13 protein-coding genes are annotated in these 14,766 nt (G+C 70.0%); 6 read left to right on the top strand and 7 right to left on the bottom strand.

Features of this window, described 5'->3' with window-relative positions; all coding sequences use genetic code 11:
- Window positions 1–30: 30 nt before the first annotated feature.
- Window positions 31–726 carry an Lsr2 dimerization domain-containing protein gene (locus ACZ3HL_RS10070; protein ID WP_465530113.1) on the bottom strand — a complete coding sequence of 232 codons (696 nt, stop codon included), beginning with the start codon at window positions 724–726 and terminating at the stop codon, window positions 31–33.
- A 155-nt stretch (window positions 727–881) separates the two neighbouring features.
- Here ACZ3HL_RS10070 and ACZ3HL_RS10065 point away from each other — a divergent pair, with 155 nt between their 5' ends.
- Window positions 882–2,255 (top strand): dihydrolipoyl dehydrogenase family protein, encoded by a 1,374-nt coding sequence (locus ACZ3HL_RS10065; RefSeq protein WP_465530111.1) that lies wholly within the window; start codon window positions 882–884, stop codon window positions 2,253–2,255.
- Here the strand turns inward: ACZ3HL_RS10065 and ACZ3HL_RS10060 are convergent.
- Complete coding sequence (locus tag ACZ3HL_RS10060) at window positions 2,252–3,664, bottom strand: hypothetical protein (protein ID WP_465530109.1); 1,413 nt, start codon at window positions 3,662–3,664, stop codon at window positions 2,252–2,254. The two genes, ACZ3HL_RS10065 and ACZ3HL_RS10060, sit on opposite strands and share 4 nt — an antisense overlap.
- Before the next feature lie 192 nt (window positions 3,665–3,856).
- Here ACZ3HL_RS10060 and ACZ3HL_RS10055 point away from each other — a divergent pair, with 192 nt between their 5' ends.
- From ACZ3HL_RS10055 to ACZ3HL_RS10035, 5 genes are all read left to right on the top strand, one after another.
- Window positions 3,857–5,329, top strand: a complete 1,473-nt coding sequence (locus tag ACZ3HL_RS10055) for a S8 family serine peptidase (RefSeq protein ID WP_465530107.1) — start codon at window positions 3,857–3,859, stop codon at window positions 5,327–5,329.
- Window positions 5,330–5,373: 44 nt separating this feature from the next.
- A complete protein-coding gene (locus ACZ3HL_RS10050; RefSeq protein ID WP_465530105.1) occupies window positions 5,374–5,541 on the top strand; it encodes a hypothetical protein in 168 nt (55 codons plus the stop codon).
- Window positions 5,542–5,764: 223 nt separating this feature from the next.
- Complete coding sequence (locus tag ACZ3HL_RS10045; protein ID WP_091599164.1) at window positions 5,765–6,268, top strand: DUF3145 domain-containing protein; 504 nt, start codon at window positions 5,765–5,767, stop codon at window positions 6,266–6,268.
- Between the two features lie 42 nt (window positions 6,269–6,310).
- Window positions 6,311–6,904: a hypothetical protein gene (locus ACZ3HL_RS10040; RefSeq protein ID WP_465530103.1), complete on the top strand. Its 594-nt coding sequence runs from the start codon at window positions 6,311–6,313 to the stop codon at window positions 6,902–6,904.
- Between the two features lie 65 nt (window positions 6,905–6,969).
- A complete protein-coding gene (locus tag ACZ3HL_RS10035; protein WP_465530101.1) occupies window positions 6,970–9,330 on the top strand; it encodes a cation-translocating P-type ATPase in 2,361 nt (786 codons plus the stop codon).
- A 285-nt stretch (window positions 9,331–9,615) separates the two neighbouring features.
- Here the strand turns inward: ACZ3HL_RS10035 and ACZ3HL_RS10030 are convergent, their stop codons facing one another.
- The 5 genes from ACZ3HL_RS10030 to ACZ3HL_RS10010 form a co-directional block, all read right to left on the bottom strand.
- Window positions 9,616–10,866, bottom strand: a complete 1,251-nt coding sequence (locus tag ACZ3HL_RS10030) for a beta-ketoacyl-[acyl-carrier-protein] synthase family protein (protein WP_340687428.1) — start codon at window positions 10,864–10,866, stop codon at window positions 9,616–9,618.
- Window positions 10,867–10,906: 40 nt separating this feature from the next.
- A complete protein-coding gene (locus ACZ3HL_RS10025) occupies window positions 10,907–11,152 on the bottom strand; it encodes an acyl carrier protein (RefSeq protein ID WP_004559006.1) in 246 nt (81 codons plus the stop codon).
- A 68-nt stretch (window positions 11,153–11,220) separates the two neighbouring features.
- Window positions 11,221–12,204 (bottom strand): beta-ketoacyl-ACP synthase III, encoded by a 984-nt coding sequence (locus tag ACZ3HL_RS10020; RefSeq protein WP_465413237.1) that lies wholly within the window; start codon window positions 12,202–12,204, stop codon window positions 11,221–11,223.
- Window positions 12,201–13,127, bottom strand: coding sequence for an ACP S-malonyltransferase (locus tag ACZ3HL_RS10015; protein ID WP_465530098.1), 927 nt, complete (start codon window positions 13,125–13,127; stop codon window positions 12,201–12,203). The genes ACZ3HL_RS10020 and ACZ3HL_RS10015 overlap by 4 nt, the downstream gene beginning before the upstream one ends.
- Window positions 13,128–13,491: 364 nt before the next feature.
- A complete protein-coding gene (locus ACZ3HL_RS10010; RefSeq protein WP_465413233.1) occupies window positions 13,492–14,706 on the bottom strand; it encodes a PucR family transcriptional regulator in 1,215 nt (404 codons plus the stop codon).
- Window positions 14,707–14,766: the final 60 nt, after the last annotated feature.

Below are 14,766 nucleotides of genomic sequence, written 5' to 3'. Positions count from 1 at the left end.
CGCGAAGGGGGCCATTTACCTTTAGCGAAACTATTTTTCCGTGGCCGAGAAAGTGACGGCGGGCACCTTGCGAGAGGCGCGCGCGGTCTTCTTCGGTTCGGCTGCCTTCTTCGCCGGAGCCTTGGCCGCGGCCTTCGGCGCGGCCTTGGCGGAGGCCGTCTTCGCGGCCGCGTTCTTCGGAGCCGCCTTCGTGGCCGTCGTCTTGGCAGTGGCCTTCGGTGCGGCCTTGGCCGGGGTCTTCGCCGCGGCCGCGGCCTTCGCGCGACCGGCGGGCGCCTTGGCCGCGGTGGTCTTCGCCGCCGTGCCGCGGGTCGACTTCGCCTTGGCGGCGGTGGCTTTCGCCGTGGTCTTGGCCGGAGCCTTGGGGGTGGCGGCGGCCTTCTTGGCGGCGGCGGGCTTGCGGCCGGCGACGCCCTTCGCGGCGGGCTTGCGGCCCGGCTTCGCGGCCGTCTTCGACTCGGCCTTCGCCGCGGTGGCCGCGGTCTTGGGCGTCGACTTGGTCACGCGTGTGCCCTTGGGCCGCTGCACGACCCGAGGCCGCAGTTTCCGTCCGCCGATCCGGCGGCCGTTCTCCACATAGGCACGCAGGATTTCCCGGAGTGCGGTGGCGTTGTCGGCCGAAAGGTCGATGTCGTAAGCGATTCCGTCCAAACCGAAGGCGACCGTTTCCTCGGCCGCCTCGCCGGTCAGATCATCCAGCAAATGCACAGCAGTGTTCCTGGCCATGAAAAACCTCCCGCGCTCGATCGTTCTACTGCGTAACCGGCACGGTGAAACCTGACCCGCGGCTGATGACTCACGCAGCGACACGAGGATAGCGGCAGGTTGCGCGAAGCTGCGCGGTGGTGTGCGCTGAATGCATGTCAGCACAGGATTTTGACGTGATCGTGATCGGAGGCGGCCCGGTCGGCGAGGTCGCCGCCGAGCGGGCAACGCGGGGCGGCCTCCGGGTCGCGCTCGTCGAACACGAACGCTTCGGCGGCGAATGTTCTTACTGGGCCTGCATTCCGAGCAAGGCACTGCTGCGGCCGGGGAACCTCCTCGCCGCCGCCAAACGGGTTCCCGGCGTCCCGGTGGGCGACGCGGTCGACCCGGCCGAGGTGTTCGCGCGCCGGGACTGGTTCACCGGCAAGGGAGACGACACCGGACAGGTCGAGTGGGCGGAAGGCGCCGGGATCGTCCCGATCCGCGGCCACGGGCGGATCACCGGTGAACGGGAGATCACGGTCGACGGCGGGGACGTCCTGACCGCGCGGCACGCGGTGATCGTCGCCACGGGCAGCGTCCCGCGGACGCCGTCGATCCCCGGGCTGGACACCGTTTCCCCGTGGGGTTCGCGAGAGGCGACCTCGGCGGAGAAGGTTCCGGGCCGCCTCGGCGTACTGGGCGGCGGTGTCGTCGGTGTCGAAATGGCGCAGGCCTTCGCCACCCTCGGCGCCGAAGTCCACCTGATCATCTCGGGTGAACGTCCGTTGCCGCGGCTGCCGGAGTTCGCGGGAGACGCCGTCGCCGAGGGGCTCCGCGAAGCCGGGGTCACCGTGCACACCGGCTCGGGTCTCGACTCCGTGTCCGCTGTGGACGGTGGTAAGGAATTGGCCTTGAAGGGTGGCCGGCGGTTGGTCGTCGACGAATTGCTCGTCGCCACCGGCCGCCGCCCGGCCACCGACGGGCTCGGCGTCGAAACGCTGGGGCTCGAAGCGGGCGCGCCGCTCACCACGGACGACAACGGCCGGGTGTCCGCTGTGGACGGTGACTGGCTGTTCGCCGTCGGCGACGTCACCGGCCGGGCGCCCCTGACCCATCAGGGCAAATATGCGGCCAGGGCCGCGGGCGACGCGGTGGCCGCGCAGGCGGCGGGCGAGCCCGTCGACTCCGCCGCGTGGAGCGCGCACAGCGCCACGGCCGATCACCACGCCATCCCGCAGGTCGTGTTCACCGACCCGGAGGTGGCTTCGGTCGGGCTCGCCGGGCCGGAGGAGGGCAAGCCGCACCGCGTCGTCGACATCGACATCGCGGTGGCCGGTTCGTCACTGCACGCGGACGGTTACGCGGGCAAGGCGCGGATCGTCGTCGACACCGAACGCGGTGTCCTCGTCGGCGCGACCTTCGTCGGGCAGGACGTGGCGGAGCTGCTGCACGCGGCGACGATCGCGATCGTCGGGGAGGTCCCGCTGCCGAGGCTGTGGCACGCGGTCCCGTCGTTCCCCACGATCAGCGAGGTGTGGTTGCGCCTTCTGGAGGCGTACGGCCTCTAGCCCTGCACAGGCAGTTCGAGCGCGGCCTTCGCGCCGCGGACGAGGCCGGGATCGTCCGGAGTGGACGGTCCCGGCACCCACACCACCTGGACCAGCCGGACCGACTTCCCGTCAAGGCTGCTCTGGTAGGCGGCGCCTTCGAACACCGGGACTTCGCCCTGCCACTGAGTGGTCTCGGTGGCGAGGTCGAGGATGCCGCCCCCGCCGGGGGTGTCGGCGGTGGCCTTGAACGCGGTCGCCTGCCCGGCGTCGGGGAACTCCACGACGGCGATGGTCACCGCGGCGTTCCGGCCGTCGATGGAGCCGGCGAAGCTCGCTCGTTTGACCGCGGAACAACTCGTCTGCTGGAGGCTCGACTGGACGTCGCCGTACGCGTGCGACGCGCACTTCTGGTCCGCGGCGGACGCCCGCGACGTGAATTGGATGCTCTCCACCGCGCTGCTGCTCGGCGGCGGACTGGTCGAGGGGGCCGGGGGCGGGGGAGGCTGCGTGGACGCCGTGTCGTCACCGCCGGAAGCGACGCTGATGGCGGCGATCAGCAGCACGATGAGCAGGCCGATCGCGGCGACCGGGAGCCATTTCACCGTCTTGGACTGGTGCGGTGTCTTCGGACCGGGCTCGGCGGGGGCGGCCTCCGGTTGCGGGGGCTTCACGGCGACAGCCTGCTGAACGGGCGGAGCGGCCTGCACCGGCTTGGCGGGCGGGACCGCCGACTTCTTGGGTCTCTTTCCAGGATGCTCCACCGGAACCGTCGGCGCGATCGCGACGAGCGGGTTCTCGCGGATCACCGTCGGCTCGTCGTCGGAGTAGGCGCTGAACCCTTCCCCGAGCAACATCTCTTCGGGCATCGGCGGCGCGTCCGGGGCGAGCGCGGCGATCAGCTCCTGCGCCTGCTGGACCGACCGGGGGCGGGGCGCGCTGGCCAGGGAGATCGTCGCGGCGAGCATCGTCGTCGCCGTCGGGTAGAGGACGCGGACCGAGCCGGCGAGATCCGCGGCGGGCTGGTCGACCGTCTCCACATACGGCCCGACGGCGATGATCGTGCCGATCGGCCCGGCGCCAGGGGCGACGTCCGCGATCTTGTGGGTGCACGCGGCGGACAGCGAGAGCGCGTCCGTGGCCGGGTTGATCGACGTGTCGCCGTGGACCAGCGGCCAGCCGTCGGCCTTCCACGGCCCGCCGAGCGGGGCTTCGAGTTTCAGCGCCGGATCCGGCAGGTCGACGCCGATGACGATGAGGACACCCTTCGGCATGACGACGACGGCTTCGACCGGCCTGCCGTCGACCGGGCTGGCGCCGATCAGGGCGACCCCGCCCACGACGTTGCTGCCCCGGCCGAGTGAAGCCAGCGCGGCGCGGACGTCCTCGGCCACCCGGGACGGCTGCTGAGCGAGGCGAACGAGTCGCACCGAACCCCTCCCCATCTCGTCGGTCTCGCTGCACAAACTAGCGCCTCCATCCGGAGCAACCGAAAGACACGTCGCAGGTAGGCGGGGTGATGTTGGTCCGAAAAGTTGTAATGCGCGTGAGCACCGTCACCCGTCCGGGTGGTACTCGTTGGTAGGTGACAGTTCCCTGCCCTCTGTCACCAGGAGAAACACATGGCCGCATTTCGCCACTGGCGTCGACGTGCAGCACTCGTCGTCGCCCTGCTAGCCGTCCCGGCCGTGGGGATGGTTCCCGCGCAGGCCGCGGGACCGCTCGCACCCGTCGCTCCCGGACTTTCCCGCCTGCTCTCGGCCACCACCGGCGCCACCGGGGTGACCGCGCTCGTGCACGCCGACGACATCGCCACCGCCGAACGCGCCGCCCGCACGGCCGGGCTCGCGAAGATCACCTCGTTCCGGAAGATCGGCGTCGTCGCCGTCCGGGGCACGGCGGACCAGGTGCGCGCGGTCCGCGGGGCCGCCGGGGTCACCTACGTCGAAGGCAACGAGAAGCTCAAGGCGCACGGCAGCCCCGGCACCACGGCGACGCGAAGCCTCCAGACCCAGACGCAGCTCAAGGACGCCGGTGGTGCTCCCGTCGACGGCAGGGGCGTCTCGGTCGCGGTCATCGACACCGGCGTCGACCCGACGCATCCGGCGTTCAAGGGCGCCGACGGCAAGACGCGGGTCGTGCGCAACCTCAAGAGCCTCTGCCTGAACGGCACCGCCACGAACTGCATCGTCGACGTCCCGACCTCCGTCGACACCGACACGCTGTCGCTGGGCGGCCACGGCACGCACGTCACCGGTATCGCCGCCGGGAGCAGGCTGAAGCTGTCCGACGGCACCGAGGTCGGTGGCTCGGCGCCGGGCTCGAAGATCGTTTCGGTCTCGACCGGGGCCGCGCTGCTCGTGCTCGGCACGGACGCGGCGCTGAACTGGGTACTGGAGAACCACAAGGCGCCCTGCGGTGCGGGCGTCGCGGCCTCGGTGTGCCCTCCGATCAAGGTGACCAACAATTCCTACGGCCCGAGCGGCGGCGGCACCTTCGACCCGAACTCGGCGACGGTGAAGCTGCAGCGCGCGCTCGCCGCGGAAGGCGTCGTCACGGTGTGGGCGAACGGGAACGACGGCGGCGACGGTTCGGCGAACCTCTCCAACCCGCCGGGGCAGGACCCGACGCCGGGCGTGCTTTCCGCGGCGTCGTTCAACGACCAGGGCACCGGCACCCGCGACGGCACGGTGTCCGACTTCTCCTCGCGCGGCCTCAAGACCGACCAGGCGAGCTGGCCCGACGTTTCCGCGCCGGGGGAGAACATCCTCTCGGCGTGCCGTCCGACGCAGCCGATCTGCACCCAGGGTCTCCAGCCCAAGAACGGCCCGGGACTGCTGGACCTCGGCACCTACAACGTGATCAGCGGGACCTCGATGGCGGCGCCGCAGATCACCGGGATCGTCGCGCAGCTGTTCCAGGTCGCGCCGAACGCGAGCCCGGGTGAGATCGAGGCAGCGATCAAGGGCACGGCGTACAAATTCGCCAACGGCTCGCCGTACGTGGCGGCCGGACCGTACACGTCGAGCTTCGACAAGGGCACCGGCCTGGTGGACACCTTCGCCGCGGCGAAGTCGCTCGGCGCCCAGGGTTAACCGTCCCAAAGTCCGTGAAGGCCTCCTTGCCTACCCTGAAGGTAGTGAAGGGGGCCTTCACGTACTTCAGGCGAGACGCCGCTCCTCGCCGCAGACCCGATCACCCGCGTGAGGGGTCCCTCCGGCTGTCGCCGACACGGGACCGCGGTGACAAGGGCACCGGCCTGGTGGACACCTTCGCCCCGGCGAAGTCGCTCGGCGCCCAGGGTTAACCCTCGTGAAGGCCCCCTTCCCTCGGCTCAGCCGAGGGAAGGGGGCCTTCACGCGAGTCGTGCGTCCCAATCAGGTGCGACTTGTGGTGTTCATGTGGCCAAACAGCACAGTTGGGGTGCACAATGTGCTCACGCGTACCGGGAGGCGGCACGAGCCACCTGACCAGCGCAGCTCGCGAGGTCGTAGGGGAAGACGCCCCTCGTCGAGTAGCGGAGGTCAGCAGTGAGCACCCGTGGCAACACCCGTGGCGTGGTGTACGTCCACTCGTCGCCGTCTGCGGTGTGTCCGCACGTCGAGTGGGCCATTTCGGGCACCCTGGGTGCCCGAGTCGAGTTGAAGTGGACGGCGCAGCCCGCCAGTCCAGGACAGCTCCGCGCCGAATGTGGTTGGCGTGCGCCTTCGGGCACCGGCGGAAAGCTGGCGTCCGCGCTCAAGGCGTGGCCGATGATCCGGTTCGAAGTCACCGAAGAGCCCAGTGCGGGGGTCGACGGAGAGAGGTTCTGTTTCGCTCCGGGCCTCGGCCTGTGGCACGGCAGGACCAGCGCCAACGGCGACATCGTCGTGGGCGAGGACCAGTTGCGCGCCCTGGTGAGCAAGGTCCGCACCGGCGAATCGCTGGCGCACAAGCTCGACGAGCTCCTCGCCGCCAACTGGGACGAAGCGCTCGAACCGTACCGGCACGCCGGTGACGGCGCCCCGGTCACCTGGCTGCACCAGGTCGGGTAGACGCCGGTGATGACGGAAGAGGCGGGCGGCTAACCTTTCAGGGTGACCGCCCAGCCTCGCCCCCTCTCTCGCCAGCGGTGGCTGATCCCCGTCCTCGTGGTCGTGATCTCCCTGACCGTCGGCGTGGGGCTGCTGGCACGTGATCTCTACACGCGCCCGGAGGCCGCGCCCACCGAGCCGGTCGTGAGCGAGTCGCCGACGTCCGTCGCCCCGGAGCAGCAGCCCGGCTCGCCCGTCGTCGAGGTGACCCCGGACGTCTTCGCACATCCGCGGTACCAGAGCGTCCGGCAGGTGCTGCAGGGGTATTTCGACGCCATCAACGACCGCGACTATCCGAAGTGGACATCGGTGGTCAGCCGCGAGCGGGCCAAGACCAAGACCGCGGCGGAGTGGAGGAAGGACTATCAGTCCACTCGGGACGGCAGCATCCTCGTCTACCGCGTCGAGCCGGGCACGCCGACCACGCTCCGGGTGCTCGTCGCCTTCACCAGTACGCAGGACGTCGAAGACGCGCCGCTGTACCTGCCGGAGGGGTGCATCCGCTGGCGGCTGGTACTGCCGCTGCGACTGGAGAGCGGGTCGTGGCGCGTCGACACGACCGACGGCGGGACCAACCCCGAGCACGAAAGATGCTGAAGTAAGGGGTGACATGGTCCCCGAGGCTGACGCGAGCGGGAGCCGGGCGGAATAGAGTCGCGGGCATGGCAATTGATCAGCCGGCCCTGCTGACCGACGCCTCGAGGGGGCTCACCAGCGAAGAGGTCGCCCAGCGGGTGGCCGCGGGCCAGACCAACACGGTCTCGACGAAGACCAGCCGGACGACCGGCGAAATCATCCGGGCGAACGTCCTCACCCGGATCAACGCGATCTACGGCGTGCTGTTCGTGCTCATCCTGTCGACGGGCTACTTCATCGACGGGTTGTTCGGCGGGCTGATCATCGTCAACAGCGCGGTCGGCATCATCCAGGAACTCCGGGCGAAACGGACACTGGAACGGCTCGCGATCGTCGGGCAGGCGAAGCCCACCGTCCGCCGTGACGGGCAGAGCAGCGAGATCGCCCCGGAAGACGTCGTGCTCGGGGACCTCGTCGAACTGGGGCCCGGTGACAAGATCGTCGTCGACGGCCCGGCGCTGACGGCCGACGCGCTGGAGGTCGACGAATCGCTGCTGACCGGTGAATCCGATCCGGTGGTCAAGCAGCCCGGCGACAAGGTGCTGTCCGGCAGCTTCGTCGTGGCCGGCAGCGGCACCTATCGCGCGGACATCATCGGCGACGAGTCCTACGCGGCGAAGCTGGCCGCGGAGGCCAGCAAGTTCACCCTGGTGAAGTCGGAACTGCGCCAGGGCATCGACAAGATCCTCAAGTTCATCACGTACCTGCTCATCCCGGCCGGCGCGCTGACGATCTACAACCAGCTCGCGGGCGACCAGGCATGGCCGGACGCGCTGCGCGGCATGGTCGCGGCGCTCGTGCCGATGGTGCCCGAGGGCCTGGTGCTGATGACCAGTGTCGCGCTGGCGGTCGGCGTCATCCGCCTGGGCAAGCGGCAGTGCCTGGTGCAGGAACTCCCGGCGATCGAGGGACTCGCCAGGGTCGACGTGGTGTGCGCGGACAAGACCGGCACGCTCACCGAGAACGCGATGCGGCTTTCCGAGGTCCGGGAGATCACGCCGGGCCATCCGGTGGACGACGTGCTCGCCGCGCTCGCCGCCGCCGATCCGCGCCCGAACGCGAGCCTTCAGGCGATCGCGGAGGCGCACCGGGCCGATCCGGGCTGGCGGGTCTCCACGACCATGCCGTTCTCTTCGGCGCGCAAGTGGAGTGGTGCTTCGTTCGGCCCCGACGGCGACTGGGTGCTCGGCGCGGCAGACGTCCTCCTGCCCGAGGGCGAGCACCGGGCGGAGGCGGAGAAGATCGGTTCGCGCGGTTTGCGAGTCCTGTTGCTGGGCCGTGCCGAGCGGGCCGTCGACGCGGCCGAAGGCCCCGGCGAGATCGAACCGGTCGCGCTCGTGGTGCTGGAACAGAAGGTCCGCCCGGACGCGAAGGACACCCTGGACTTCTTCGCGCACCAGGACGTCGCGGTCAAGGTCATCTCCGGCGACAACGCCATTTCGGTGGGCGCCGTCGCGGGCACCCTGGACCTGCCGGGCGCGGACAAGCCCGTCGACGCGCGGAAACTGCCGGACGACGCCGAGAGGCTGGCCGACACCGTCGAGGATCGCGCCGTCTTCGGCCGCGTGACCCCGATGCAGAAACGCGCGATGGTCGGTGCCCTGCAGTCGAAGGGGCACACCGTCGCGATGACCGGCGACGGCGTGAACGACGTCCTCGCGCTGAAGGACGCGGACATCGGCGTCGCCATGGGCGCCGGCAGCCCGGCCACCCGCGCGGTCGCGCAGATCGTGCTGCTGGACGACAAGTTCGCAACCCTGCCGCACGTCGTCGCCGAAGGGCGGCGGGTGATCGGCAACATCGAACGCGTCTCGAACCTGTTCCTCACCAAGACGGTCTATTCGGTCCTGCTGGCGCTGATGGTCGGCATCGCGCAGGTGCCGTTCCCGTTCCTGCCGCGGCACATCACGATCACCGCGTGGTTCACGATCGGCCTGCCCGCCTTCGTGCTCTCGCTGGCGCCGAACAACGAACGCGCCCGCACCGGCTTCGTCGGGCGGGTGATGCGGATGGCCGTCCCGGCCGGGCTGGTCATCGCCACCGCGACGTTCGTGAGCTATCTGCTGGTGTACAAGGGATCCGGACAGTCCGAACTGGACAAGATCCAGGCGGGGACGACCGCGCTGATCACGCTCATCACGATCGCGCTGTGGGTGCTCGGGATCGTCGCGCGGCCGTACCGGTGGTGGAAGATCCTGCTGATCGGCGGGATGGTCGTGCTGACGCTCGCGTTGTTCCTGATCCCGTTCACACAGAAGTTCTTCGCGCTGGACCCGAGCGTGAGCGCGTACACGCTGTCGGCGTTCGCCTGTGCCGGGGTGGGGATCGTGCTGGTGGAGGCCGCCTGGTGGATCGGGCGGCATCTGGTCAAACGCCAGGACGCCTGAACCGCCACGGTTGGCAGACAGCCGTGTTGCGAAAGCCTGCCTCCACCGCGCCCCGAACTTCAGATGTCCGTGAAGGCCTCCTTGCCTACCTTCAGGGTAGGGAAGGAGGCCTTCACGGACATCGTGGAAGGCCGGCAACTTTCACAACCTTCAACGTTGCGAAAGTGGCTTTCGCAACACCGCGTTCGGTGAGCTGACCATGAAGCCGCCCGCGCCACCCAAGAAGTACGTGAAGGCCCCCTTCACCGCGCTAGACGCGGTGAAGGGGGCCTTCACGTACTGAAATCAGGCCGCCGGGGTGAACAGCAGCGCCGTGTTGTGCCCACCGAAGCCGAACGAGTTGCTGATCGCCGCGCCCAGCTCGACCTTGCGCGCCTCACCGGAGACGACGTCGAGCTGCACCTTCGGGTCCAGGTCTTCGAGGTTCAGTGTCGCCGGGATGAGACCGTGGTAGATCGCCAGGATCGTGGCGATCCCCTCGACCGCGCCCGCACCGCCGACCAGGTGGCCGAGCGCGCCCTTGGGGGCGGTCACCACGACGTGCTCACCGACGGCGTTGCGGATCGCCGCGGCCTCGCCGACGTCGCCGACGACCGTCGAGGTCGCGTGCGCGTTGACGTGGCCGACGTCGGCAGGGGAGACCCCGGCCATCGTCATCGCCTGCCGCATGGCGGCGATCTGGCCGACGCCCTCCGGGTGGTTGCCCGTGATGTGGTACGCGTCCGACGTGATCCCGTACCCGCTCAGCTGCGCGTAGATCCGCGCGTTGCGGGCCTTGGCGCGGTCCGCCCGCTCCAGGATCACGACGCCGGAGCCCTCGCCGAGGACGAAACCGTCACGGTTCACGTCGAACGGCCTGGACGCCTTCGCCGGGTCGTCGTTGCGGGTGGACACCGTCCGCGCCTGGGCGAAACCGGCGAGGGTGATCGGGTGGATGCACGATTCGGCACCACCGGCGACCACGACGTCGGCACGGCCCGAGCGGATCATCTCGTAGCCGGCGGCGATGCCTTCCGCACCCGACGCGCAGGCCGACGCGGGCGAGTGCACACCGGCACGCGCCTTCAGGTCGATCCCGACGTGCGCGGCGGGGCCGTTCGGCATCAGCATCGGCACGGTCAGCGGGGAGACCTTGCGGAGTCCCTGCTTGTGCAGAAGATCGTTCTGGGAGATCAGGGTGACCGGACCGCCGACACCGGTACCGATGGTCACCCCGAGGCGCTCGGGTTCCACATCCTGATGCTCGTCGGTCGGCTGCTCGAAGCCCGCGTCCGCCCAAGCCTGCCGGGCGGCGATGAGCGCCACCTGCTCACAGCGGTCCAGCCGCCGGGCCTGGACCCGCGGCAGGACTTCGGACGGGTCGACGGCGAGCATGGCGCCGATCTTCACCGGCAGTTCGAGTTCGTCGACCCAGTCGGCTTCGATACGGCGGATCCCGCTCGCCCCGGCGAGCAGGCCGTCCCACGTGGACGCGACGTCCCCGCCGAGCGGCGTGGTCGCGCCCATCCCGGTGATCACGACGTCGATGTTGCTCATTGGAGTCTCCCCAAGGTCGGCGCCAATCAAGAAGTCGGACTTACTTGGAGTTGGCCGACACGTAGTTCACCGCGTCGCCAACGGTCTTCAGGTTCGCCAGCTCGTCGTCCGGGATCTTGACGCCGAACTTGTCCTCGGCCTGGACAGCGATCTCCACCATGGACAGCGAGTCGATGTCGAGGTCGTCCACGAAGGACTTCTCGGCCGTCACGTCGTCCTGCGCCACACCGGCGACCTCTTCGACGATCTCGGCGAGGCCGGCGAGGATCTCTGCGTTGTCTGCCACTGGTTGTTCCCTTCTCGGTGATGCTTTCGGCTGCCCTGCGGACACGGTGCCCGCAGGGGAAGTATTCATCACGGGCAGATGAAGGCCTGGCCCGCGTAGGAGAGTCCGGCACCGAAGCCGACGGCGAGCACGACGTCGCCCTGTTTCACGGTGCCCGCCTTGCGCATGTGGTCCAGCGCCAGGGGAATCGACGCGGACGAGGTGTTGCCCGAGTACTTGATGTCGTCGGCGACGACCATGTCCTCGCGGGCGCCCTTGGCACGCAGCTTCTTCGCGATGGCTTCGACGATGCGCAGGTTGGCCTGGTGCGGGATCAGCACGTCCACATCGGACGGTTCGAGCCCGGCGAGTTCCAGCGCGTGCAGGGCGATCGGCGCGATCTGCGTGGTCGCCCAGCGGAAGACCGACTGGCCCTCCTGGTAGATCCACTTGTCGTCGCGCATGTAGATCAGGTCGACGTGCTCGCCCGCGCTGCCCCAGGCGACCGGGCCGATCTGCGGGGTGTCGGCCGCGCCGACCACCGCCGCGCCCGCGCCGTCGGCGAAGATGATCGCGTTCGCGCGGTCGACCGGGTCGACGTGGTCGGTGAGCTTCTCGGCGCCGATGACGAGCGCCTTCTTCGCACTGCCCGCGCGGATCAGGTCCGAAGCGACGCCGATGCCGTAGCAGAACCCGGCGCAGGCGGCGTTGAGGTCGAACGCGGCCGGATGCGTGATGCCGATCCGGTCGGCCACCTGTGCGGCGGCGTTCGGGATCTGGGTGGGCATCGTGCAGTTCGGCAGGATGACCGTGTCCACTTCGGACGGGTCCACGCCGGCGTCCGCCAGCGCGGCGGTGCCCGCCTTGACCGCCATGTCGACCAGCGACTCGTCCTTCTCGGCGAACCGGCGCTCGACGATGCCGACCCGCTCGCGGATCCACTGATCGTTGGTGTCCATGATCTTCGAGAGATCGTCGTTGGTCACGATCTTCTCGGGCTGGAAGCTCCCGACACCGAGGATGCGGGTCCCGGCGGCGCCCGGCGCCTGCCGCAAAGTGGATCGGTCGGTCACGAAGCGTCCTCCTGCCCCTGAATCTTCGCCAGCTCGGCCGGCGTCTTCAGAGCGATCGTGGTGGTCACGGTTCCCTTGAGCTGCCGCTTGACCAGCCCGGTCAGCGTGCCCGCCGGCGGAAGTTCGAGCGTCGAGGTGACACCCGCGGAGACCAGACCGTCCATGGTCAGGTCCCAGCGCACCGGGCTCGTGACCTGCTTGACCAGCCGGTCGAGGTACTCGGCCCCGCTGGTGACGACCTGGCCGTCGGCGTTCGACAGCAGCGGACGCGTCGGGTCCGCCGGGGTGATCTTCGCAGCGTGGGCCGCCAGCGCTTCACGCGCGGGTGCCATGTAGGAGGTGTGGAACGCGCCCGCGACCTTGAGCGCGCGGACCTTCGTGCCCTCCAGCGGCTCGGCCACGATCTTCTCGATCGCGTCGGCGGCGCCGGAGGCGACGATCTGGCCGGCGCCGTTGCGGTTCGCCGCGGCGAGGCCGTTGCCCTCGAGCCACGCGACGACCTGCTCCGGGTCGCCGAGCATGACCGCGGCCATGCTGGTGGGCTCCAGCGCGCACGCCTTCGCCATCTCGGCGCCGCGGACGGCGGCCAGCGCGACGGCGTCTTCGGGGCTCAGCACCCCGGCGACAGCGGCGGCCGCCAGCTCCCCGACGGAGTGACCGGCGACCGGAGCGTCCGCGGCGACCGGGGCCTCACGCTGAAGGTGCTCGAACGCCAGCAGTGACAGCGCCACGATCAGCGGCTGCGTGATCGCGGTGTCCTGGATCTCTTCGGCGTCCGCTTCGGTGCCGAGGCGGACGAGGTCGAGACCGGCCCGCTCGGACCAGGCTTCGACGCGCGCGCGGGCACCGTCGAGCTCGAGCCAAGGGGAGAGCATGCCGGGGGCTTGGGAACCCTGGCCGGGGGCGAGGACTGCAACTGTCACCCCATTAGAGAACACTCTCGGCCACCATGGTCGTGATGCCGACGCTCACCAAGTCCGGCCGACGTAATTGTCGGAACCCTCCAAAAGCGCCTTCCTGATCTCCGCGCTTAACCCAAAAGCCTTGTCGGGTTCAACCAGCTTTCCCTATGAGGTCCATCACTGCGCAGAGTTACCGTCCGGTTCATCGCGGCCTGTGCCGGAAGGCGTTACTCGTGTGATCGGGAGCCGCACTCGCGTGATTGGAGGCGTAACTCACGTGTGCCGCCTCTGATCACGCGAGTTACGCCCCTGATCACGCGAGTTACGTCTCTGATCACGCGAGTTACGTCTCTGATCACGCGTGTGCGGTGTCCGAGCACGGCGGTCACCAGAGACCGCGGGCACGGGCCAGCCGCCCGACGGTCAGCGCCACCTTCAGCACCCAGGCGTCCCGCGACTCGGCGGCGTGGCGGCCGGTGAGTTCGGCCGCCTTCCGCAGCCGGTACCGGACGGTGTTCGGATGCACGAACAGCGTCCGCGCGCAGGTCTCCAGGACGCCGCCGCTGTCGAGGTAGGTCTCCACCGTCCGCAGCAGTGCCGGGCCCGCTTCCTCCAGCGGTCGCGCGATCTGCTCGACGAGCAGGCGTTCGGCCTCGGGGTCGCCGGACAACGCGCGTTCCGGCAGCAGGTCGATCGATCTCGCGGGCCGCGGCGCGCCGGGCCAGCCGACGACGGCGCGCAGGCCGGAAAGCGCCTCTGTCGCGCTGTGGTGTGCTTCGGCGAGCGTGGGCACCGTCGGCCCGGCGACGACCGGGCCCTCGGCGAACGCGACCGAAAGCTTGGTGAGGATCTCGCGGTCCTTGACGCTGCCATCGGTGGGCCCGGCGACGACCACGACCAGCCGGGAGCCCTGAACCGAAAGCAGCACCGGGCGCCCGACCCGCGCGGCGCGGCTGCGCACCTCGAACACGACGGCGGGCGGGTCGTCCGACGTCGGGGTGCCGACCACCGCGGTGGCGGGCGCCGCCGGATCCCAGCCGAGCGCGGCGGCGCGGGAGAGCACCGCCTCCTCGGCGTCGCCGCGGACGATGCCGTCGACGACCAGCGCCTCCAGCCGCGCGTCCCACGCACCTCGCGCCTCGGCGGCGGCCGCGTAGGAGTTCGCGGCGGCGAAGGCGATCTCCCTGCCGTAGCGCAGGATCCCCTCGATCAGCGCGGCGCGTTCCGCCTCGTTCGCGGCGAACTCCGGCAGCTGCTCCTCGAACACCTCGATCGCGAGCCGGACCATGCCGACCGCCTGGCGCAGGCTCACCCAGCGGGAAAGCTCGGCGGGTGCCTCGCGGAAGGCTTCGGTGGTGAGGGAGAGGGCCTCCTTCGTGTCACGGAGCCAGTCGACGAAACCGGCGGCACCCGCCTGGGTGATCAGCAGGACGCTCGCGCGCTGGTCGGCGGGAAGCCGGGCGAACCAGCTCAGCCGCTCCTCCATCACCGCCACACTCGCGCTCGCGAGCCGGCCGGAGGCGTGTTCGAGCCGCCGGAGGGTCTTGGCGGACAGCCCGTGGTGCTTGGGCACACGCCGTCCGGAGGTCGCATCAGCCATGGTCAGCCGATCCTAGTCCGCCGGGCAAAGGGGGCCGTCATCCTGCGGCCTTTCGCCGCC

This window comes from Amycolatopsis sp. NPDC000009 (genome assembly GCF_055563465.1).
This window is presented reverse-complemented; position numbering and strand designations above follow the sequence as displayed.

What these genes read in the sequence shown, in the direction of transcription:
- ACZ3HL_RS10010 (WP_465413233.1), bottom strand. Translation starts at nt 14,706, where the DNA reads ATGGCTGATGCGACCTCCGGACGGCGTGTGCCCAAGCACCACGGGCTG.
- ACZ3HL_RS10030 (WP_340687428.1), bottom strand. Translation starts at nt 10,866, where the DNA reads ATGAGCAACATCGACGTCGTGATCACCGGGATGGGCGCGACCACGCCG.
- ACZ3HL_RS10070 (WP_465530113.1), bottom strand. Translation starts at nt 726, where the DNA reads ATGGCCAGGAACACTGCTGTGCATTTGCTGGATGATCTGACCGGCGAG.
- ACZ3HL_RS10035 (WP_465530101.1), top strand. Translation starts at nt 6,970, where the DNA reads ATGGCAATTGATCAGCCGGCCCTGCTGACCGACGCCTCGAGGGGGCTC.
- ACZ3HL_RS10055 (WP_465530107.1), top strand. Translation starts at nt 3,857, where the DNA reads ATGGCCGCATTTCGCCACTGGCGTCGACGTGCAGCACTCGTCGTCGCC.